The organism is Methylobacterium phyllostachyos, from assembly GCF_900103445.1.
GTDB lineage: Bacteria > Pseudomonadota > Alphaproteobacteria > Rhizobiales > Beijerinckiaceae > Methylobacterium > Methylobacterium phyllostachyos.
Genome location: NZ_FNHS01000002.1, coordinates 160,130 through 180,774 on the forward strand (window position 1 = coordinate 160,130; position 20,645 = coordinate 180,774).

A 20,645-nucleotide genomic window follows, 5' to 3' on the forward strand; every position below is an offset into this window, starting at 1 on the left:
GCTACGTTTGACGGAAGCGAACACGCTTCCACCCCGCGTCGACTGATCACGTCAGGGTTTCGAAAGGTCGAGACCTTTCGCGTGTCCAGGGCAGAGCCCTGGGGAACAGCTCAGGGCTCTGCCCTGAGGACCCGCCAAAGGGCTGAGCCCTTTGGAAACTTGGAAGTGGCTCGTCACTGAGGTGCCCGGGCGTGATCCAGCGCATGGTCTAACAGGCCTGCCCGCGCCTCTGGGCCTGACGGACAGCCGCGCTCCAGCCAAAGGCGCCGCGCCGCCGCTAGGGCACGTCCGATGGTCGGACCCGGGGGGATCCCTGCGGCGACCAGATCGGCGCCGGCGAGCGGGAAGGTCGGTGGGCCGCCCTCTCCGCGCAGAGTCAGCAAGGCCTGCCGCGTCCCGTCAGTGACGTGAGGCCGCGGCTCACCCGCGAGGATAGCCAGCGTTTCCGTCAAGGGTGTCAAGCCGTGCTCGGCCGCGAGGGACCGGGCTGCAGATTCATCGATCGTCGCCCGGTCGTGGAGGGCCGCCAGCACGTCTGCATAGGCGGTGAGCTGGCCGTGCTCCTGGTTCGACAGCCGAAGCCGGTCGCGCAGGCGATCCGCATCGTGCCGCGCGCCGACCGCCAGCGCCGCGAGCCGCATCACGGGCGGCAGGTCCGCCCTGGCGGCGCGCTCCAACCGGCCGAGTTCTCCGACGCCGCCGGTGATCCGCTGGAGCAGGCCTGTGGCGCTTAAAGTGACGACCATGGTGGGGCCGCCGGTCGCCATCAGCAGTTTCAGGAATTCGTCGCGAATGCGCTCCCGGGAGAGGCGGCGCAGGCTGTCGCGGGCTGCCACGCAGGCGGCCAGCGCCTCCGGGTCGGGCGTCCCGCTGCCGAATCGGGCGTGGAAGCGGAAAAATCGCAGGATCCGTAGCGCATCTTCCCGGATCCGGGTGGCGGGATCGCCGATGAAGCGCACCCGCCCGGCCTCCAGATCCGCCAGACCCCCGACCGTGTCGTGCAGGCGCCCATCCCGGCCGAGGGACAGGGCATTGACCGTGAAGTCGCGGCGCTCGGCATCCCGGGCAAAGTCGCCGCCGAACCGGACCACCGCGTGGCGGCCATCGGTTTCGACATCCTCGCGGAGCGTGGTGACTTCGATTGGCCCGTCCCCGATGATCAGGGTGATCGTGCCGTGCTCGATCCCAGTCGGCACCGCCTTGAGCCCCGCCGCGCGGGCCCGCGCCAGGACGGCCTCCGGCAACAGCGTGGTGGCGAGGTCGATATCGGCTGCGGCGATCCCGAGCAGGGCATCGCGGACGCAGCCGCCGATCAGCCTGGTTTCGGCGCCCGGCTCGTCCAGCGCCGCGAAGGCCCGACTCACGCCCGGGCGGTCGACCAGCGCCGTCAGGCCGCTCTGGTCGAGGTTCCGCCTCACCGGAAGCCGCCCGGGACCAGCTGCCCGTTCTCCATATGCGTCGGCACATAACCGCCGGCACGGCGCTCGGAGAACAGGCCCTCGTAGACGAGCGTCCCGATCACGATGGCCAATCCGGCGAGCACCAGGCGAAAGAGGTGGGCATCCCAATGGATCCGGCGCAACGGGTTGCGGCCTGCCAGCACGAGGTAAACCAGGAAGAGCGCGAAGGGGATGAGGAAGAGGCCGAACTCTTCGAGGACGCGACGCAGCATGGCGATTCGCCCCTACCCGGCTGAGCGGCGGAGCTGGTCCGGATCGGAATCCGGATAGAGCCGCTCGCGGAGGTTGTTGAGAATCCCGGCGGTGACGCCCCAGATCAGTCGCTCCCCAAAATTCAGGGCGTAGAAGTAGCGGGTGCGGCCCTGCCAGTCGCGCGAGCGCAGGCGGTAGCGCTCCCGGTCCATCAGCACCGGCAGCGGCACCTCGAACAGGTCGGCCACCTCGGCAGGATTCGCCTGGAACGTCGCGTCCGGTGCCACGAGGCCGATGACCGGCGTGACCAGGAAGCCCGTCCCCGACAGGTAGGGATCGAGATAGCCGATGAGGCGCACCGAGGCCGGATCGAGGCCGATCTCCTCCTCGGCCTCGCGCAGGGCGGCGGCGGCAGGATCGGGGTCGGACGGATCGATCTTGCCCCCGGGCAGCGCGACCTGACTGGAATGGTCGCGCAGATTCGCCGCCCGCTGCGTCAGGATCAGGCCTGGTCCCTCTGGCCGGAAGACGACGGGCACCAGCACGGCGGCCCGCCGGTGCGGCGGCGGCGGAATCACCGCCGAACCGTCCGGATCGAGGCTGTGGTCGCCGCGCGGGTTCGAGGTCGGATCGTCCGGCCCGGGCGGGTGCGGCGACAGGCCGGCGGCGGCGCGGGCGAGGAAATCGGCGATGGCGTCGCTCACGCTGCGGTGGCCGGCGCGATCGGATGGAACAGGCCGCCGGCCCAGAGCCCAAGCCAGCGCTCGCCGTCGAGGGTGCCCTCCTCGGCGAGATCCACGAGGTCGTAGGTCAGCGCCCGGGAGACGAGCGCCCAGAGGCCGCGCCGGACGTGGAGATAGGGCTTCAGCGCCCCGTCCGCGGCCTCCTCGAAGCGCAGCGTGTGCTCGGCATCGACCGGGACGAGGTCGTCGACATTGGTCCGGAAGCTGATGCGCCTGTCCTGCCCGGACCCATCGACCGCCATCTCGACAGCTACGAACGGCGCGTCCTCGACCGTGATGGCGACGCACTCCACCGGCGTCACCAGCACGATGCGCCCGTCCGGCTCGCGCCGCAGGATGCTGGAGAACAGCCGGACGAGCTTCGGCCGCCGGATCGGCGTGCCGTTGTGGTACCACGTCCCGTCCGCGGCGATCCGCATGTCGATCGCGCCGCAATAGGGCGGGTTCCAGCGCTCCACCGGCGGCGGCCCCCGGGTCGGCAGGTCCCCGAGGGCGGCGCTGAGGCGGTTCAGGGTCGGGTCGGCGGAATCCTCGCTCATGCCCGCTACAGATAGCGTCCCTACGGCCAGACAGCCATGGCAGGGACCCGACCAACCCGACGTGAATTGGCCGCGGCCGTCAGAGCCTCAAGCGGGCCCAGAACCCTGCGTATTCACCGTCACGGCGTAGAGCGACTGGCTGGCCGCCATGAACAGCCGGTTCCGCTTCGGGCCGCCGAAGGTGATGTTGCCGCAGACCTCCGGCAGGCGGATCCGCCCGATCAGCTTGCCCGCCGGGTTCCAGACCGTCACCCCGTTATAGCCGACCGCCCGGCCCGCATTGCTCGACGCCCAGACGTTGCCGTCGACATCGGTCCGCACGCCGTCCGGCCCGCACCTGATGCCGTCCACCACGCAATCCGCGAACAGGCGCCGGTTCGAGAGCTTACCGCCCTCGGCGACGTCGAAGGCGTAGATCTCGCCCTTACCGCCGGGGCCGGTATCGCCCGGTCCCTTGCCGGTCGAGGTGACGTAGAGGATCCGGTGGTCGGGGGAGAAGCACGGGCCGTTCGGGTCCGGTATCTGATCGTCGGTGAGGATCCGGTCGATCCGGCCCGAGGGGTCGATCCGGTAGACCGCGTTCGGCAGCACCCGCCGCCCCGTCACGATTCCCGCCGGCTGCCCGAGGCGCGGGTTGAGATGGCCCTTGGGGTTCGAGGGGCCGCCCGCTTCGTCGGGCAGCCCCTCGTAGAGCTGGCCGCCATAGGGCGGATCGGTGAACCAGTACGAGCCATCGATATGCTGCACGATATCGTTCGGCGAGTTGAACGGCTTGCCTTCGAACCGGTCGGCCAGCACCGTCGCTGAGCCGTCGAGCTCGTAGCGGACCACGCGGCGCGTGGCGTGCTCGCAGGAAAGCTGGCGGCCCTGCCAGTCGAAGCTGTTGCCGTTCGAATTGTTGCTCGGCATGCGGAAGGTGGAGACGTGCCCGTCCTCCTCCAGCCAGCGCATCTGGCGGTTGTTGGGGATGTCGCTCCAGATCAGGAACCGGCCGACCGCGTTCCAGGCCGGCCCCTCCGCCCAGAGCGCCCCGGTCCAGAGGCGGCGGATCGCGCTGTTGGGCACGATATAGGCTTCGAAGGCCGGATCGACCGCGAGCACGTCGGGATCGGTGAAGTAGGTGGTCGGTGTTGCGCCGGGCCGGAAGTCGCGCGGCGGGTTCGTCACCGTGCTGGGCGGCATGGGCTCCGCGGAGGCCAAACCTGCCGAGCCCAAGATGACCCCGACCCCAGCGAGGATCGAGCGGCGCGAGGGCGGGGCAAACCCGCGTGACGCTTCACTTTTGGATTCGTCTGTTTCCACCTGACGCATGCGATCCCCCCGGTTCGCGCCCGCACGAAGACACCGTGCGGAGCCGTTCCGATCCTGGGACGACTATCCTGTTCGCGTCAACTGGGACGGCGCCGCAGGATCTTCCAGACTCCATCCGCTGAGGCCAGCAGCCGGCTCCCCGCCCGCACGTCGCCCCGCATGAAGACGAGCGAGCCGGTCCGCTTGACCACCTGGGGGCAGATGCCGATCCAGTCGCCGAGGCGGCCGACATCGATGAACTTCATCTCGAGCTGGATCGTCACGCAATTGGCGCCGTCGGCCGCGCGCATGGCTGTCTCGCCGAGGGCGCGGTCGGCAAAGCTCATCAGCATGCCGCCATGGACCACGCCGATCAGGTTGGCGTGCTTCGGCTCCGCCCGGAACGCGTAGGCGCCGTCGGCGGTGCGCCGGTGGACCGGGCCGACATGGGCGATGAAGCCGTCATCCGCGATGGGCGCCCAGCCCGCGTCGTTCGGGTCGAAGGGATCGGTTTCGGTGGTCATGGTGCCGTCCGTCTCTGTCCGGCTCTGGAAACCGGGACGGGCCGTCAGGTTCCCCGCGGCTTGGCCCGGCGCGTCGGCGCCTCGGCGAGCGGGTCCTCGGGCCAGGGATGGCGCGGATAGCGTCCGCGCATCTCGGCGCGCACCGCCGCCCAGGATCCGCGCCAGAAGCCCGGGAGGTCGCGGGTGATCTGGATCTGCCGCTGGGCCGGCGACAGCAGATGCAGCACCAGCGGCCGGCCGCCGGCCCGGGGATGCCGGTCGAGGCCGAACAGCTCCTGCACGCGCACCGAGAGGGCGGGTTCGTCGGCGGCGTAGTCCACCGTGATGCGCGAGCCGGTCGGCACCTCCACATGAGTCGGCGCCTCTGCGTCGAGCCGGGCGCGCAACTCCCAGGGCAGCAGGCCCTGCAAAGCGCTGGCGAGGTCGTCTGCGGTAACCGAAGCGAGCGACGTGCGTCCGACGAGGGACGAGGCGAGCCAGGTCGTCACGGTCTCGGCCAGCGCCGTATCCGAGAGATCGGGCCAGGCCTCGCCTTCCGCCGCGTGCAGGAAGCGCACCCGGGCGCGCCATTGCGACAGGGCGGGCGTCCAGGGCAGCCGGTCGAGGCCGAGACCCGCGATGCCCCGCGCGAGGATTGCCGCGCTCTCCAGGTCGCTCGGGACCGGCAGGGGGCGCTCCCCCAGGCTGACGGCGCCGAGCCGCCGGACCGCCCGAGCCCTGAGGGCGGCGGATTGGGACTCGAAGGTGATTTCGGTGCGGGATTCGATCCTGTCGGCGAACAGCGCCTCGATGGCCGGGCCGTCGATCGCCGCCGCGGCCAGGATGCGGGCGTTGCCGGCCGATCCCACGAGGTCGGCGACGACCAGATAGGTCTCCCGGGCGAGCGGGCTTGCCGGGTCGAGCCGGCCCGCCCGGCCGCTCGCCATCACGAACTCGCCGTCGCGGCCCCGCGCCCGCGCCACGCGGTCCGGATAGGCGAGCGCCAGGAGCCGGCCGGCCGGTACCGGTCCGGAATCCCGGCCGCCGCCCGCAATCCGCGCCCAGCCCTCGGCGAGCCGGCGCATGTCCGCGGACCGTCCGCCCCGATCGCGGCGGAACCGCTCGACGCGCGTATCGAGATCGACATCGTCGCCCCCGAGGCCGCGTTCGACCAGCACGGCCGCGAGGTCGGAAGCGGCCCGGGCCTCGCCGGACCCGGCGGCGACCGTCACCATCCGGGCGAGCCGCGGCGGCAGCGGCAGGGCGCGCAGGCGGGCGCCCGTCTCGGTCAGCCGCCCGTCCGGATCGAGCGCGCCCAGCTCGGCCAGCAGGGCGCGGGCCTCCGCCAGCGCCGGGGCCGGTGGCGGATCCAGAAAGGCGAGGCTACTCGGGTCGGCGACGCCCCAGGCGGCGCAATCGAGGACCAGGCCCGCCAGATCGGCCGACAGGATCTCGGGCCGCGAGAACGGTTCGAGCGCGTTGGTGGCTGGCTCCGACCAAAGCCGCCAGCAGACGCCGGGCTCCGTCCGGCCGGCGCGGCCCCGCCGCTGATCGACGGAGGCCCGGGAGGCGCGGGCGGTCACGAGCCGCGTCAGGCCGAGGCCGGGCTCGTAGACCGGCACCCGGGCGAGCCCGCAATCGACCACGATCCGGACGCCCTCGATGGTCAGCGAGGTCTCGGCGATGCTGGTGGCTAGCACCACCTTGCGGGTCCCGGGCGGCGCAGGGGCGACGGCCCGGTCCTGCTCGGCCGGCGGAAGCGCGCCGTACAGGGGGGCGAGCACCACCCCGGGGTCGAGGCGCTCGGCCAGCAGATCGGCGGTCCGGCGGATCTCGGCCTGTCCGGGCAGGAACACCAGCACCGAGCCCGGATCCGCCCGCAGGGCGCGCAGCGTGACCTCGGCCACGGCCTCCTCGATCCGCCGGTTCTGGTCGCGCTCGAAGTGGCGGGTCTCCACCGGAAAAGCCCGGCCCTCCGAGGCGACGACGGGCGCGTCGTTCATCAATTTCGCGACCCGGGCGCCGTCGAGCGTCGCCGACATGACGAGGAGGCGCAGATCCTCACGCAGGCCGCCCTGCGCGTCGAGGGCCAGGGCGAGGCCGAGATCGGCGTCGAGGGAGCGCTCGTGGAACTCGTCGAACAGCACCGCGCCGATGCCGGCGAGTTCCGGATCGTCGAGGATCATCCGGGTGAACACGCCTTCGGTCACAACCTCGATCCGGGTTCGGGCCGTGATTTTCGAGCCGAGCCGCACACGCAGGCCGACCGTTCCGCCGACCGATTCACCCAATGTCTGCGCCATCCGGGCGGCTGCGGCCCGGGCCGCGAGCCGGCGGGGCTCCAGCAGGATGATCTTTCGGCCGTCGAGCCAGGGGGCGTCGAGCAGGTCGAGGGGCACGCGCGTGGTCTTGCCGGCCCCCGGTGGGGCCACCAGCACGGCGGCGTTCCGCACAGTGAGGGCTTTGCGCAGGGCGGGGAGCGCCGCCTCGATCGGCAATGCGGTCTGGAGATCGGGCATCGGTGCCGCTGATGGCGCGGCGCGGCGCCGTGCGCAACCGGCGCGGCCGTTTGGTGACGGCAGGCCGTGATCGATACCGATCCCGTCGCCGGACCCTGGCCTCCGCGCCGGCCAAACGCGAAGCTCAGGCGTATCAAAAATAATCGGGAGTGAAACGATGCGCTTTCGCCGGACCATCCTGGCTCTGGTCGCCCTGCCCTACGCGCTCGCTGCGGCTCACGCGCAGGACAGGCTGCCGACGATTCCGCCGCAGGACTACACACCCGAGCAGAAGCAGGCGGCCGAAACCTTCGCGCAGGCCCGGGGTAAGCCACCCTTCGGCCCGTTCGAGCCGCTGATGTACTCGCCCGACGTCATGACGCTGGCGCGGTCGATGGGCGATTACCTGCGCTTCAAGCCCAAGATCGGCACCACCCTGTCGGAGCTGGTGATCCTGATGACCGCAAGGCGCTGGACCCAGGATTACGAATGGTACGTCCACGCCCCGATCGCCGAGAAGGCGGGGATCTCGGCCGACATCATCGCGGCAATCCGCGACGGACGCCGCCCGGCCCGGATGAGCGACGACGAGACCATCGTGTACGACTTCACGTCCGAGCTGCAGGACACCAAGCGCGTTTCGGATGCAACCTTCGCCCGGGCGGAGGCCCGCTTCGGAAAGCCCGCGATCGTCGATCTGGCGGCGATCTCCGGCTACTACACGCTGCTTGCCATGGAGCTGAACGCGGCCCGCTATCCGATTCCCAAAGACGGCCAGCCCCTGCCGCGCCTGCCCGAGTAAGCCGGCTTATCCACAGCGCCTGCGGAGGCAAAACCCCGTTGTCCACAGCCTATGGCGGCCTCCGGCGCGGCCGCCGCAAGCGCGTTGACGAAGCGTTAACCTTTATGGCTTGTTCTCTTTCCGTTCCCAGCGCGAGGAGGAGAACACCATGCGGATTGCAGCCGATGCCGTGCGCGACGATCACGCCTGTCCGGTCGAGGCGATCAGCAGCGCCTATCTCGGCTTTGCCGGCGGCGATGCCGGGATCGCGCTGCGCTGTGCGATCGCCGACGCGTTGTCCGACCTGATGGAGGCCGAGCGGCGCACCCGCGAACGCAGCCGCCTGATCTCCCGAGGTTATGTCCGCGGGGCGCCCGAGTCCGGCCACAGTCCTGCAAGCTGAACGGTTGCTGCAAACGCAGTTCAGGCTTGATGCAGCGCGGCGGTGACATGATCTGTTTCATGATCCGGGACGGTTCGAGCCGCCCGCTTCATTCGGAGACAGGTCATGAAACGCTTCGCTTTGCTTTCGGCCGCCGCGCTGATCGGCGCGGGCACTCTGGCCTCTTCGACCGCGGAGGCGCGCGGCGGCGGCGCCATCGCGGCTGGCATCATCGGCGGCCTCGCGGCCGGCGCTTTGATCGGCGCCGCCACCCAGGCCCACGCGGCCCCCGCCTACGGGTATGATTACGGCTATGGTGGCTACGGCTACGCGCCGGCACCCGTGGTGGTGCGGCCGGCGCCGGCCTACCGCGTCTACGAGGAGGACGGCCCCGTCTACGCCACTCGCCGGACCGTAACCTACGAGCGCGTGCCGGTCGGCTATTATGACCGCCCCGTCCGCCATTGGCACCGGGACTGGTCCGACGGCTACGGCTGGTGATCGACCCTCCACCGGGCATCGGCCTCGACCTTGGGGTCCGGCATGAACCGCGTGTTCATGCCTGAGCCGCTACGGTCGGGACGATGTTCGGGGATCGTGCGCAGATGTCTTTGCCATCAGCCGGTGTAGACGCAGACATTTCCGGTGACGTTCGACTCTCGGACATCCTCGCGGCCCTGAGCCACGCCCTGGACCTGACGGAGGGCCAGCCGCCTGGCCATTGCGTGCGCGCCACGTTCATCGGCATGCATGTCGGGCGGGTGATGGGTCTGGAAACCCGCGCGCTCTGGGAACTCTACTACACCATCATGCTGAAGGACCTGGGCTGCTCCAGCAACGCCGCCCGGATCTGCGCGCTCTACCTGTCGGATGACATCGGCTTCAAGCGCGATTTTAAAACGGTGAGCGACAGCCTGCCCAAGGTTCTGGGCTTCGTCTTTTCCCATACCGGATTGAACACTGGTCTCGCGGAGCGGTTCAGGGCGGTGCTGAACGTCCTGCAGAACGGTGGCGCGATCGTCGATGACCTGATCCAGACCCGCTGCCAGCGCGGGGCCGAGATCGCCGCGCGCCTGCGCTTTCCCCCGGCCGTCTGCACCGCGATTCACGCATTGGACGAGCACTGGAACGGCAAGGGACGTCCGGACCATCTCGCCGGCCCGGCGATCCCCCTCTACGCCCGCATCGCCCTGCTGGCGCAGGTCGCGGACGTGTTCCACACCGCGGCCGGTCCCGCAGCCGCCCTGGCGGAGATCCGCGGCCGCATCGGGACGTGGTTCGACCCCGAGATCGTTGCGTCCTTCGAGTCCGCGGCCGCCGCGCCCGGCTTTTGGGAGCTCCTGGGATCCGACGCGGTCGAGGCGGCGGTCCTGGCGCTGGAGCCGGCGCAGAGCGCCATCGTGGTCGACGAATCCTACCTCGACGACATCGCCCAGGCCTTCGCCCAGGTGATCGATGCCAAGAGCCCGTTCACTTCCGGCCATTCCGAGCGGGTGGCGGTCTACGCCGACATGGTGGCGGCCGAACTCGGCCTCGACGCACGCCGCCGCCGCTGGCTGAGGCGGGCGGCGCTGCTGCACGACGTCGGCAAGCTCGGCGTCTCGAACGCGATCCTCGACAAGAACGGCAAGCTCGACGATGACGAGTGGCACGCCATGCGCGGCCATGCCCTCCTGTCCGAGACGATCCTGGCGCGCGTCCCCGCCTTCCAGGACATGGCACGCATCGGCGGGGGACACCATGAGCGCCTGGACGGGCGCGGCTATCCCCGCGGCCTTGAAGCGGCCGATATCGCCCTGGAGACCCGGATCGTGTCGGTGGCCGACGTGTTCGACGCCCTTACGGCGGACCGGCCGTACCGGAAAGCCATGCCGCTGGACAAGGCGCTCACCATCATGCGCGCCGATCTCGGCACGGCCTTCGATCCGATCTGCTTCGCCGCGCTCGAGCGCGCGCTGGCGGTGATCGAGGGCGATCTGGCCCGGGCGGCCTGAGACCGGCCGGCGCCCCTCAGCCGATTTGAGACTTCCATGCTGATCCACGAAGGCATAACGCGCACCCCCGAAGCCGACCGGAAGCTCGGTCTGTCCCTGGCCGCGGTGGCCGGTGCGCTGAACACCGCGGGGTTCTACGCGGTCGGCCTCTACGCCTCGAACATGACCGGCAACGTCTCGGCGATCTCCGACCGGACCGGCACGGGCGACTTCGCCCTGGCCGCCGAGGCGCTGCTGCTCGTTCTGCTGTTCGTGTTGGGCTCGGCCAGCTCGACGCTGCTGATCCGCTACCGCCGCCGCAGGTCCGTCCGGGGCTCCCACGCCTTCAGCGTGTGTGCGGAGGCGTTCTGCCTCGTCGTCCTCGGGCTCGTCACGCTTCAGCTCGATGAGGCGACCCGGGGCCACGCCCTGGTGCTGGGCTTGAGCTTCACGATGGGCCTGCAGAACGCGGCGGTGACCAAGATCTCCGAGGCACGGGTGCGCACCACGCACGTCACCGGGATGGTCACCGATATCGGCATTGAGTTGGCGCGTTGGCTCGATCGCGGCGCGCCCGACCGGGTGCCGCTGAAGCCCCACGATCCGGTGCGGCTTCAGCTCCACCTGCTGACGGTCGGTTCGTTCCTGGCGGGCGGCCTGGTGGGCGTCGTCGCCTACCGTGCCGTCGGGGTCGCGCTGCTGTTCGCGGCGGCCGCGATCCTGGCCGCCCTGGCGCTGCCTGCGCTCAGGCGTTGATGTCGAGGAGCTGACCCGTCATCCGGTCGGCGGTCCGCGCCACGGCGGCGTTGAGCGCGAAGGCGGATTTGGAGCCGAGCAGCTCGACGGCGGCGCTCGACAGGTCCACCTGCGCGGCGGGTTGAAGGGCGGTTCCGGAGACGGGCGCTCCGGCGGACGCGATGGTCTGGGCGGCCGTATCGAGGCGGTCGGTGGCGCGGGCCATGCCCACGGTGGCGGTCTGAAGGGCGTCGATCATGCGGTACCTCCGACCGATGATTGTGCCGGGCTCACGCTGCGGTTGCGTTGAGACGATCGCTCAAATGCGCTGGATCACCGCGTTCAACGGCGGATGCTTGACGCTGTGTTCTGGGTGACCGTGGTGCGGACGGCGGGACTCGAACCCGCACGGCCTTGCGGCCGCAAGATTTTAAGTCTCGTGCGTCTACCGGTTCCGCCACGTCCGCATCGCGCCCTCGGTAACGGCCGGCGCTTCCGCGATCAAGCCGGGGGCGTCCAGCCGTAGAGCCATGCGTAGCGATCGCGCATGCCGTCGGGGCCGAGCCGCGCCATCACGGCGTTGCGGGCCAGCGCCACCAGTCCCCGTGCGTGGTAAGTCCGGCCGTTGGCGCGGGCTGCTTTCTGCACCCGCCGGACGCGGGCCGTGCGCGCCGCCGAGAAGGCCGCAAGCGCCGCCGGCACGGTGGGATGGGCGGCGAGCGCGTGCGTCAGCACCGCGGCATCCTCGATGGCCAACGCCGCGCCCTGCGCGAGATAGGGCAGGACCGGATGCGCCGCATCCCCGATCAGCGCGACGCGCCCCCGCGCCAGCGGACGCGCCACCGCCCGGTCGGCCAACGACCAGACCAGCCAGGAATCCGGGATGCTCAAAACCTCCCGAAGCGGTCCGGCACAGCCGCGGAAAAACACCCGCAGCACCGCCGGATCCCCGAGCCGGCCCCAGCCCTCGTCGCCGACCGCTTCAGGCACCACCGCCACGACGTTGAGGAACTGGCCGTCCCGCACCGGATAATGCACCACGTGCCGGTTCCGGCCGAGCCATAAACCGGTCGCCGCCCCCCGCAGCGCCTCCGGCACGGACTCAATCGGGATCAGGGCCCGCCACGCCGCCGCGTGGCCCGGCCGCAGCGGCGCCGGGTTCAAATGGCCGCGGAGGCGCGACCGGATCCCATCGGCCCCGATCACCAGATCGAAGGCGAGGTCCTGCGTGCCGCTGGCCCCCTCGGCGCAAACTCGGGCGTCGGACTCCGTCTCGGTCAGGGTCGTCGCCGTGCGGCCCATCATCAACCGGATCGCCGGCCGGCCACGCAGGGCGTCCAGGAGCAGAGTCTGAAGGTCGGCCCGGTGGATCACGTAATAGGGCGCGCCGAACCGCCTCCGCGCCTCGGTACCCAGGGCGACGCCGCCGATCCGGCGGCCGCTGTCGAGGGTGCGTACCTCGACGCCCGGTGGCTCGCTCGCGGCCCGGCGCAGGGATGCCGCGAGGCCGAGGCTAGCCAGCACCCGGCTGGCATTGGGGGAAATCTGGATCCCGGCCCCGACTTCGCTGAAGCCGGTGCGGCGCTCGATCACCGTGACGGCATGGCCGCCATCCGACAGCGCCAAAGCCGCCGTGAGGCCGCCGATCCCGGCCCCGACGATACCGATCCGCAAGGGCGGCCCGATCCGCGAAGGCTGCCCGATCCGCGAAGGCTGCCCGAGCCGCAAGTCCTGACTGTCGGACGACATCGCCGAAGCGCGCCTACTCCGCGGCGAGCTTGGCGTCGTCGTGCCAAACGCAGGCCTGCGGATCAGCCTCGTCAGCCTTGAGGCCGGCACGGTAGCGGTACAGCGTCGAGCAGTACTGGCAGATGATCTCGGTGTCGGCGCCCATGTCGAGGAAGACGTGCGGATGGTCGAACGGCGGCAGCGCGCCGATGCACATGAACTCCTTCACCCCCACGGCGACCACCGGCACGCCGGGCTCGTTGTGGAAGTGGGGTACCGCCTTGCCTGCCATCCGGCCCTCGCCTGACCCGCAACCGACCGCGCGGCGAATCTGCCAGCGCGCCCCCGGGCGCCTCACGGCCGCTTATGCCGCCAGCCCCGCGGCGGGCGCAAGCCTCGCCCCGCAACCGTCGGGACGCCGCTTGGCCTGCCGCGCCGCGCACCGTACATAGGGCGCACGCCCGATTGATGACGCCGCGAAAAGTCTCGAGATGCAGCAGGAACAGGCCACCGCGCAGGGGACGCGCCGCGCCCCCGAGCCCCCGATCCACGGCCCGGAGGGCTTTGAAGGCATGCGCCGCGCGGGGCGCCTCACGGCCGAGGCCCTCGATCTACTCATGGAGGCGACGCAGCCCGGCGTCACCACCGAGGCACTCGACAAGCTCGCCTACGAGTTCGCCATGGACAACGGCGCCTACCCGGCCTCGCTGCTGTACCGCGGCTATCCGAAGTCGATCTGCACCTCGATCAACCACGTGGTCTGCCACGGCATCCCCAACGACAAGCCGCTGCGCGAGGGCGACATCGTCAACCTCGACATCTGCCTGATTCTCGACGGCTGGCACGGCGATTCGAGCCGGATGGCCTATGTCGGCGAGGTGCCGCGCAAGGCGCAGCGCCTGTGCGAGATCACCTACGAGGCGCTGATGCGCGGCGTCGCGGCGGTGAAGCCCGGCGGCTCCACCAACGATATCGGCCGGGCGATCCAGGCCTACGCGGAGAGCGAGCGCTGCTCGGTGGTGCGGGATTTCTGCGGCCACGGGCTCGGGCGCACCTATCACGACGCGCCGACCATCCTGCACTATGTCGAGGCGAGCTACGACGTGCCGTTCAAGCCGGGCCAGTTCTTCACGGTCGAGCCGATGATCAATCTCGGCCGCCCCGCCGTGAAGGTCCTGGGCGACGGCTGGACCGCGGTGACCCGCGACCGGTCGCTCTCGGCGCAGTTCGAGCATACCGTGGCGGTCACCGAGACGGGCGTGGAAATCTTCACGGTCTCGCCGAAGGGGCTGCATCAACCCGTCAACACCGCCGCCTGATCCCCCATGGCGTCGCTGCCGGAGCACGCCCAGCCGGGGCTGTTCGCTGACAGCGCCGAGACGGCCTCGCTCGCGGGGGAGACGCCGCATTATCACGGCCATCGCGACCGGCTGCGAGACAAGTTCGCGGCGGCGGGGGGCAACGCCCTGCCGGATTACGAGCTGCTCGAACTTATCCTGTTCCGCGCGATACCGCGGCGGGACGTGAAGCCGCTGGCGAAGGCGCTGGTTGCCCGGTTCGGCAGCTTTGCTGAAGTCCTGAGTGCCGAGCCGGCCCGGCTGATGGAGGTGCCCGGCGTCAGTGCCGGCGTAGCCTCGGACCTCAAGGTGATCGAAGCCGCCGGAAGGCGTCTAGCCAAGGGTGCGATCCGCGAGCGCGCATTGCTGGGATCGTGGAGCGCGCTGCTCGAATATCTGCGCGCCACCATGGCCTTCGCGCCCCGCGAAGAGTTCCGCATCCTGTTTCTGGACAAGCGCAACCACCTTATCGCCGACGAGGTGCAGGGACACGGCACCGTCGATCATACCCCGGTCTATCCCCGTGAGGTCGCCCGGCGGGCGCTGGAGCTCTCGGCCACTGCGATCATCCTCGCGCACAACCACCCGTCCGGCGATCCGACCCCCTCCTCCGCCGACGTGGCGATGACCCGGGAAATCATGACGGTCCTGACGCCGCTGCAGATCGTCGTGCACGATCACGTCATCCTCGGGCGAAACGGACATGCCAGCTTGAAAGGCCTCAAGTTAATCTGATCCTTCGGCCACCTTGAGCGTTGTCGCGCAGGCCTATAGCCATGACGAAATGGCGCGCCTCTTGCCTCAAGAGCGGGAGCGTACGGGAGGAGCGAGATGGCGGTGACGGCCTTCGACGAGATGAACGGGATCGGGGTTTCCGATTCGGCCGCCGTCCGCGACGCCTATGGCCAGCTCAAGGCATGGCTCGACGCGACGCCGCCGGAACACTTCAACACCCGCCGCAGCCAGGCCGAATTGCTGTTCCGCCGGATCGGCATCACCTTCGCGGTCTACGGCGACAATGAATCGACCGAGCGCCTGATCCCGTTCGACATCATCCCCCGGGTGATCACCAAGCCGGAATGGTCGTTCCTCGAGCGCGGGCTGAAGCAGCGGGTCACCGCCATCAACCTGTTCCTGAAGGACATCTACGGCGCGCAGGAATGCATCAAGGCCGGCATCATCCCGGCCGACCTCGTTTACCGGAACGCCCATTACCGGATGGAGATGCGCTCGTTCCGGGTGCCGCACGACCTCTACGTCCACATCGCGGGCATCGACATCGTGCGCACCGGCGAGAACGATTTCTTCGTGCTGGAAGACAATGCCCGCATCCCGTCCGGCGTGTCTTACATGCTGGAGAACCGGGAGGTGATGCTGCGCCTGTTCCCGGACCTGTTCTCCAAGCACCGGGTCGCCCCGGTGGAGAACTATCCCGACGCCCTGCTGGCCACCCTGCGCAGCCTCGCGCCGGGCTCGGCCACGCGGGATCCCACGGTCGTGCTGCTGACCCCCGGCCGGTACAACTCGGCTTTCTACGAGCACTCGTTCCTGGCCGACAAGCTCGGCGTCGAGCTGGTGGAGGCCTCCGACCTCTTCACCCGCGACGACGTGGTCTACATGCGCACCACCGAGGGACCGCGGAAGGTCGACGTGATCTACCGCCGCCTCGACGACGACTTCTTGGATCCGCTGGTCTTCCGGCCGGACTCGGTCCTCGGCGTTCCGGGCCTGATGAACGCCTACGAGCGGGGCTCCGTGACATTGGCCAACGCGGTCGGCACCGGCATCTCGGACGACAAGGCCGTCTACAGCTACATGCCGGAGATCGTGAAATTCTTCACCGGCGAGGAGCCGATCCTGCACAACGTGCCGACCTACCGCTGCCGCGAGAAGGAGGCCTTCGCGTACGTGATGGACAACCTGTCCGAGCTGGTGGTGAAGGAGGTCAACGGCTCGGGCGGCTACGGCATGCTGGTCGGGCCGCATGCGAGCAAGCGGGAGATCGACGATTTCGCCCGGAAGCTCAAGCACGCCCCGGACGGCTTCATCGCCCAGCCGACCCTCTCGCTCTCGACCTGCCCGACCTTCGTGGCCTCGGGCGTCGCGCCCCGCCACGTGGACCTGCGGCCGTTCGTGCTGTGCGGCGCCGATCAGATCCGCATCGTGCCGGGCGGCCTGACGCGGGTGGCGCTCAAAGAGGGCTCCCTGGTGGTCAATTCCAGCCAGGGCGGCGGCACGAAGGACACCTGGGTGCTCGACGCCTGAGATCCGTGAGATATGCGGTGCGGCACCCTGTGGCCGCCCGACGGGGCTGAAACGACATGCTGTCCAGGACTGCCGACAACCTCTTCTGGCTCTCGCGCTACGTCGAGCGCGCCGATTTCGTCGCCCGCATCCTCGACGCGGCGCATCGCTTCGCGTCGCTGCCGACGAGCTACGGCGGCGGCGAGGGCAACGAGTGGGAATCCGCCCTCGCCTCGGCCGGTGACCCGGAGGCGTTCAAGACGCATTACAGCGCCATCAATGCCGACACGGTCTGCGACTTTCTGGCCTTCAGCCCGCACAACCCGTCCTCGATCCGCTCCTGCATCGAGGCGGCCCGGGAGAATGCCCGCTCGGTGCGCACGGCGCTCACCACCGAGATGTGGGACGCGATCAACGGTGCGTGGCTGGAGCTGCGCAACTACGCCGGCAAGGACCTGAACCGCGACGAGTTCGGCCGCTTCCTCGACTGGGTGAAGACCGTCTCGCTGACATTCGACGGCTCGGCCTTCCGCACGATGCTGCGCAACGATGCGTTCTGGTTCACGCGCCTTGGCACCGCGATCGAGCGGGCCGACAACACCGCCCGCATCCTCGACGTGAAGTACCAGATCCTGCTCCCCCACGACGAGAAGGTCGGCGGCAGCCTCGACTACTTCCAGTGGACTACGATCCTGCGCGAGGTCTCGGCCTTCAACGCCTATCACTGGGTCTATCGCGAGAGCATCAAACCGGTGCTTGTGGCCGACCTGCTGATGCTGAACAAGCAGATGCCGCGCTCCTTCGCGAACTGCTACGGCGTGATCGTCGAGTATCTCGACCTGATCGCCGACGCCTACGGCCGCCGGGGACCGAGCCAGCGGCTCGCGGGCAACATGCTGGCCAAGCTCGAGGGCGAGGATATTAACCGGGTCTTCGCCTCGGGCCTGCACGAATTCGTCGAGGCCTTCATCGCCGAGAACAACGGGGTGGGCGAGGCCATCGTCAAGCAGTATCTGGTCGGCTGAACGAGACAGACGGGACGGCGCATGCGCATCCGCGTGGTCCACGAGACCATCTACACCTATGAGCAGCCCGCCCGCGGGCTCGTGCAGGTCCTGCGCATGACGCCCCGGGACCATGACGGCCAGTATGTGCGGTCCTGGCGGATCGACACCACGGTCGACGGGCGGCTGACCGCCCGGGAGGACGGGTTCGGGAACCTCGTCCACTGGTTCACGCCGGACGAACCAGCCGAAGCCCTGACCATCCGGGTCACCGGCACGGTCGACACCGAGGACACGCAGGGCGTCGTGCGCGGCACGGTCGAGCGCCTGCCGGATCCCTTCTATCTGCGCGACACGGATCTCTGCGCGGCGAACCCCGACCTGCACATCTTCGCCGAGCGCATCGCCACGGAGGGCGATGGTGCGCCGCTCGCCCTGCTGCATCGTCTGATGCATGCCGTCCCCGAGGCCGTGGCGTTCGAGCCCGGTCCCGCCGCAAATGCAGTCCCGGCCGGGAAGGCCTTCGAGGCGGGGCGGGGCATTTGCCAGGACCTGACCCACGTCTTCATCGCGGCGGCGCGGCATATCGGCATCCCGGCGCGCTACGTGGCGGGCTATCGCGCCCGGGACGACGGCGAGGCCGCGGTCGAGGCGCCGCATGGCTGGGCCGAGGCGCTGGTGCCGAATCTCGGCTGGGTCGCGTTCGATCCGTGCTTCGGGATGAGCCCGTCCGACAGCTACATCCGCGTCGCCACGGGGCTCGACTACCTCGGCGCGGCGCCGATCCGCGGCAGCCGCACCGGCGGCGGCACCGAGACACTGGACGTGAAGCTCCGCGTCGAGCAAGGCAGGGCCGCGATCCAGTCCTGATTCCCGCGACACCGGCCCCGGCCGCACGAGAGCCCGAAGACGATGACCTACTGCGTCGGTGTCCTTGTCGAAGAGGGGCTCGTGATGGTCGCCGACACCCGCACCAATGCGGGGCTCGACGACATCTCGACCTATCGCAAGCTGCATCACTTCACCGTGCCGGGCGAGCGGGTGATGATGCTGGCCTCGGCCGGCAACCTGTCGATCACCCAATCGGTGCTGAGCCTGCTGCAGGAGGGCGTCCCCGGCGAGGGCGATGAGCCGACTCAGAAGCTCGTCGAGGCGCCGACCATGTTCCAGGCGGCGCAGCTCATCGGCCGGGCGATTCGCCGGGTCCGGACGATCGAGAAGGACGGGTTCGAGGCGGCCAACATCCGGTTCTCGATCTCGCTGTTGTTCGGCGGCCAGATCGGTACCGGCGAGATGCGGCTGTACCTGATATATTCGGCCGGCAACTTCATCGAGTGCAGCATGGACGCGCCGTTCCTCCAGATCGGCGAGCATAAATACGGCAAGCCGATCCTCGATCGGGCGGTGACCTACCGGACCGATCTGTACGACGCCCTGAAGGTGAGCCTCGTCTCGATGGATTCGACCATGCGTTCGAATCTGGGCGTGGGCCTGCCGATCGACATCGCGGTGGCGCGCCGGAACGCGCTGACGCTGGAGGTGAACCATCGGATCGAGGCCGGCGAGGGCTATTTCCATGATCTGCGCGAGCGCTGGTCGGCGGCGCTCCGGGCCGCGCACCGGGCGATCCCGCGCCCGCCCTATGGGCCTTCGGAGAAGTAGGCACTGGCGTCGCCCCCCCGTCATCGCGAGCGCAGCGAAGCGACCCAGGGTAACGCGGCAATCTGGACAGCGCGGCGCTTCCCTGGATTGCTTCGCTGCGCTCGCAACGACGATGGCATCGAGGCTGTTACTCGGAGACGACTTGCGCTGTAGGCCAAGCCTTCAGTAAGGCCTTCGTCGCCATGGCCGGATCACTGGCCCGCATCAACCCGCCCATGATGGCGACGGCCGCGGCCCCGGCCCTCCGGCACTCTGCGACCGAGTCGGATCCCACTCCGCCGAGTGCCACCACCGGCAGGCCCGCCCTCCGCGCGGCGGCGATGCCCTCGGGACCGAGGGCCGGCCCGTAGCCCGGCTTGCTCGCCGTCGGAAAAATCGGACTAAGGGTCACGTAATCGGCGCCGGCCGCCGCGGCCTGCGCGATCTCCTGCGGCGCATGGGCTGAGACGCCGATCAGCGCCCCCGCCCCCATCGCGTCCCGCGCCGCCGCGATCGCCTCCGGCCCCGATCCGCCGCCGAGATGCACCCCGTCGGCGCCGAGCGCCCGGGCCAGGGCGACATCGCCCCCGACCGTCAGGAATCCACCAGCCATCCGCACGCGTCCGGCCACGGCCTCACCCAGGCGAAGCCGCGCCTCCGGCTCTAGGTCGCGGTCGCGGAACCAGATCCAGCGCCCGCCGCCGTCCAGGATCGCCTGCACGGTCTCGGCGAGGGGGCGCGTATGGCCGTGCCGGTCCGTCACCGCGAGCAGCGGCGACGGCAGCGCCCTCACGAGCCGACGAGGCCGAGTTGCGGACTCGAAGGCTCGGCCCGGCCGCGCCGCGGGATGCGCCCGGCGAGATAGGCATCGCGGCCGGCCTCTACCGCCCGGCCCATGGCGCGCGCCATGCGCACCGGGTCGTCGGCCTTGGCGACGGCCGTGTTGATCAGGCAGGCCGAGGCGCCGAGCTCCATGGCGATCACCGCATCCGACGCAGTGCCGATCCCGGCATCGACCACGACCGGTACCTTCGCCCGCCGGCAGATCAGCTCGAGGTTGGCCGGGTTCGCCACCCCCATCCCGGAGCCGATCAGCGAACCCATCGGCATCACCGCGGCGCAGCCGAGATCCTCTAGGCGCTGGCAGATGATCGGGTCGTCGTTGCAATAGGGCAGGACCACGAAGCCGTCGTCCACGAGGTGGCGGCAGGCCTCGATCAACTCCGTCACGTCCGGGTAGAGCGTCTCGCGGTCGCCGATCACCTCGACCTTGATCCAGTTGGTGTCCAGCGCCTCGCGGGCGAGCTCGGCGGTCATGATCGCGTCGCGGGCTGTCTCGCAGCCGGCGGTGTTCGGCAGGAAGCGCTTGCCCTTCAGCAGCGTCACCGTGTCGGACCCGTGGCCCTGGAGCGAGACCCGGCGGATCGAGGCGGTCACCACCTCGGCCCCGCTCGCCGCGACGGCGTCGCGCATGATCGCCTGTGTCGGATAGCCGGCGGTGCCGATGAACAGCCGGGACGACAGGTTCACTCCTGCGATGGTGAAGCTGTCGTCCCCAGTTTCGGGGCGCAGCGGCGTGACGGTATGATCCATAC

23 protein-coding genes and 1 tRNA gene are annotated in these 20,645 nt (G+C 69.9%); 11 read left to right on the plus strand and 13 right to left on the minus strand.

The features are described from left to right. Positions 1-173 precede the first annotated feature (173 nt). The 7 genes from BLQ49_RS03535 to hrpB form a co-directional block, all read right to left on the minus strand. Positions 174-1,418 (minus strand): CCA tRNA nucleotidyltransferase, encoded by a 1,245-nt coding sequence (locus BLQ49_RS03535; protein ID WP_091713360.1) that lies wholly within the window; start codon positions 1,416-1,418, stop codon positions 174-176. Further along, positions 1,415-1,672, minus strand: a complete 258-nt coding sequence (locus BLQ49_RS03540) for a DUF6111 family protein (RefSeq protein ID WP_091713362.1) — start codon at positions 1,670-1,672, stop codon at positions 1,415-1,417. The genes BLQ49_RS03535 and BLQ49_RS03540 overlap by 4 nt, the downstream gene beginning before the upstream one ends. Before the next feature lie 12 nt (positions 1,673-1,684). Beyond that, on the minus strand, positions 1,685-2,356 hold the full coding sequence (locus tag BLQ49_RS03545; RefSeq protein ID WP_091713363.1) for a CoA pyrophosphatase: 672 nt from the start codon (positions 2,354-2,356) through the stop codon (positions 1,685-1,687). Further along, positions 2,353-2,934, minus strand: a complete 582-nt coding sequence (locus tag BLQ49_RS03550) for a DUF1285 domain-containing protein (RefSeq protein ID WP_091713365.1) — start codon at positions 2,932-2,934, stop codon at positions 2,353-2,355. The genes BLQ49_RS03545 and BLQ49_RS03550 overlap by 4 nt, the downstream gene beginning before the upstream one ends. 87 nt (positions 2,935-3,021) lie before the next feature. Beyond that, positions 3,022-4,245, minus strand: a complete 1,224-nt coding sequence (locus tag BLQ49_RS03555; protein ID WP_091713366.1) for an SMP-30/gluconolactonase/LRE family protein — start codon at positions 4,243-4,245, stop codon at positions 3,022-3,024. Positions 4,246-4,322: 77 nt separating this feature from the next. Further along, the gene (locus BLQ49_RS03560; protein ID WP_091713368.1) at positions 4,323-4,748 is read right to left on the minus strand and encodes a PaaI family thioesterase; all 426 of its coding nucleotides are present in this window, start codon (positions 4,746-4,748) and stop codon (positions 4,323-4,325) included. Between the two features lie 44 nt (positions 4,749-4,792). Next, positions 4,793-7,246 carry an ATP-dependent helicase HrpB gene (hrpB, locus tag BLQ49_RS03565; protein WP_091713370.1) on the minus strand — a complete coding sequence of 818 codons (2,454 nt, stop codon included), beginning with the start codon at positions 7,244-7,246 and terminating at the stop codon, positions 4,793-4,795. 157 nt (positions 7,247-7,403) lie between these two features. On the opposite strand from hrpB, the gene BLQ49_RS03570 reads away from it, so the two are divergent. The 5 genes from BLQ49_RS03570 to BLQ49_RS03590 all read left to right on the plus strand — a co-directional run bounded on the left by BLQ49_RS03570 (position 7,404) and on the right by BLQ49_RS03590 (position 11,117). Further along, the gene (locus BLQ49_RS03570) at positions 7,404-8,027 is read left to right on the plus strand and encodes a carboxymuconolactone decarboxylase family protein (protein ID WP_091713372.1); all 624 of its coding nucleotides are present in this window, start codon (positions 7,404-7,406) and stop codon (positions 8,025-8,027) included. A 148-nt stretch (positions 8,028-8,175) separates the two neighbouring features. Then, positions 8,176-8,409, plus strand: a complete 234-nt coding sequence (locus tag BLQ49_RS03575) for a hypothetical protein (protein ID WP_091713888.1) — start codon at positions 8,176-8,178, stop codon at positions 8,407-8,409. A 105-nt stretch (positions 8,410-8,514) separates the two neighbouring features. Beyond that, the gene (locus tag BLQ49_RS03580) at positions 8,515-8,889 is read left to right on the plus strand and encodes a hypothetical protein (protein WP_091713374.1); all 375 of its coding nucleotides are present in this window, start codon (positions 8,515-8,517) and stop codon (positions 8,887-8,889) included. A gap of 104 nt (positions 8,890-8,993) precedes the next feature. Further along, positions 8,994-10,382, plus strand: coding sequence for an HD-GYP domain-containing protein (locus BLQ49_RS03585; protein WP_091713375.1), 1,389 nt, complete (start codon positions 8,994-8,996; stop codon positions 10,380-10,382). A 36-nt stretch (positions 10,383-10,418) separates the two neighbouring features. Then, complete coding sequence (locus BLQ49_RS03590) at positions 10,419-11,117, plus strand: YoaK family protein (protein ID WP_091713377.1); 699 nt, start codon at positions 10,419-10,421, stop codon at positions 11,115-11,117. On the opposite strand, the gene BLQ49_RS03595 is transcribed toward BLQ49_RS03590, so the two are convergent. The 4 genes from BLQ49_RS03595 to BLQ49_RS03610 all read right to left on the minus strand — a co-directional run bounded on the left by BLQ49_RS03595 (position 11,107) and on the right by BLQ49_RS03610 (position 13,116). Continuing rightward, complete coding sequence (locus BLQ49_RS03595) at positions 11,107-11,355, minus strand: flagellar protein (protein WP_091713378.1); 249 nt, start codon at positions 11,353-11,355, stop codon at positions 11,107-11,109. The two genes, BLQ49_RS03590 and BLQ49_RS03595, sit on opposite strands and share 11 nt — an antisense overlap. Positions 11,356-11,476: 121 nt before the next feature. Then, positions 11,477-11,563, minus strand: a tRNA-Leu gene (locus BLQ49_RS03600). A 34-nt stretch (positions 11,564-11,597) separates the two neighbouring features. Beyond that, the gene (locus tag BLQ49_RS03605) at positions 11,598-12,770 is read right to left on the minus strand and encodes an FAD-dependent monooxygenase (protein WP_244507418.1); all 1,173 of its coding nucleotides are present in this window, start codon (positions 12,768-12,770) and stop codon (positions 11,598-11,600) included. An 88-nt stretch (positions 12,771-12,858) separates the two neighbouring features. Then, on the minus strand, positions 12,859-13,116 hold the full coding sequence (locus tag BLQ49_RS03610; RefSeq protein WP_091713381.1) for a zinc-finger domain-containing protein: 258 nt from the start codon (positions 13,114-13,116) through the stop codon (positions 12,859-12,861). A gap of 199 nt (positions 13,117-13,315) precedes the next feature. Between BLQ49_RS03610 and map the strand changes: the two genes are divergently transcribed. From map to BLQ49_RS03640, 6 genes are all read left to right on the plus strand, one after another. Then, entirely contained in the window at positions 13,316-14,143 is an 828-nt protein-coding gene (gene map, locus BLQ49_RS03615; RefSeq protein ID WP_091713384.1) for a type I methionyl aminopeptidase, read from the plus strand. Between the two features lie 6 nt (positions 14,144-14,149). After that, positions 14,150-14,896: a RadC family protein gene (gene radC / locus BLQ49_RS03620; protein ID WP_091713385.1), complete on the plus strand. Its 747-nt coding sequence runs from the start codon at positions 14,150-14,152 to the stop codon at positions 14,894-14,896. Between the two features lie 96 nt (positions 14,897-14,992). Further along, complete coding sequence (locus BLQ49_RS03625; protein ID WP_091713387.1) at positions 14,993-16,426, plus strand: circularly permuted type 2 ATP-grasp protein; 1,434 nt, start codon at positions 14,993-14,995, stop codon at positions 16,424-16,426. A 56-nt stretch (positions 16,427-16,482) separates the two neighbouring features. Continuing rightward, entirely contained in the window at positions 16,483-17,430 is a 948-nt protein-coding gene (locus tag BLQ49_RS03630) for an alpha-E domain-containing protein (protein ID WP_091713389.1), read from the plus strand. Between the two features lie 21 nt (positions 17,431-17,451). Continuing rightward, complete coding sequence (locus BLQ49_RS03635) at positions 17,452-18,279, plus strand: transglutaminase family protein (protein WP_091713391.1); 828 nt, start codon at positions 17,452-17,454, stop codon at positions 18,277-18,279. A 42-nt stretch (positions 18,280-18,321) separates the two neighbouring features. Continuing rightward, on the plus strand, positions 18,322-19,071 hold the full coding sequence (locus BLQ49_RS03640) for a proteasome-type protease (protein WP_091713392.1): 750 nt from the start codon (positions 18,322-18,324) through the stop codon (positions 19,069-19,071). 127 nt (positions 19,072-19,198) lie between these two features. Here the strand turns inward: BLQ49_RS03640 and BLQ49_RS03645 are convergent, their stop codons facing one another. Together BLQ49_RS03645 and thiG are read right to left on the minus strand one after the other, a co-directional pair. After that, entirely contained in the window at positions 19,199-19,843 is a 645-nt protein-coding gene (locus tag BLQ49_RS03645) for a thiamine phosphate synthase (RefSeq protein WP_091713394.1), read from the minus strand. After that, a complete protein-coding gene (gene thiG / locus BLQ49_RS03650; protein WP_091713395.1) occupies positions 19,840-20,643 on the minus strand; it encodes a thiazole synthase in 804 nt (267 codons plus the stop codon). The genes BLQ49_RS03645 and thiG overlap by 4 nt, the downstream gene beginning before the upstream one ends. Positions 20,644-20,645 lie beyond the last annotated feature (2 nt).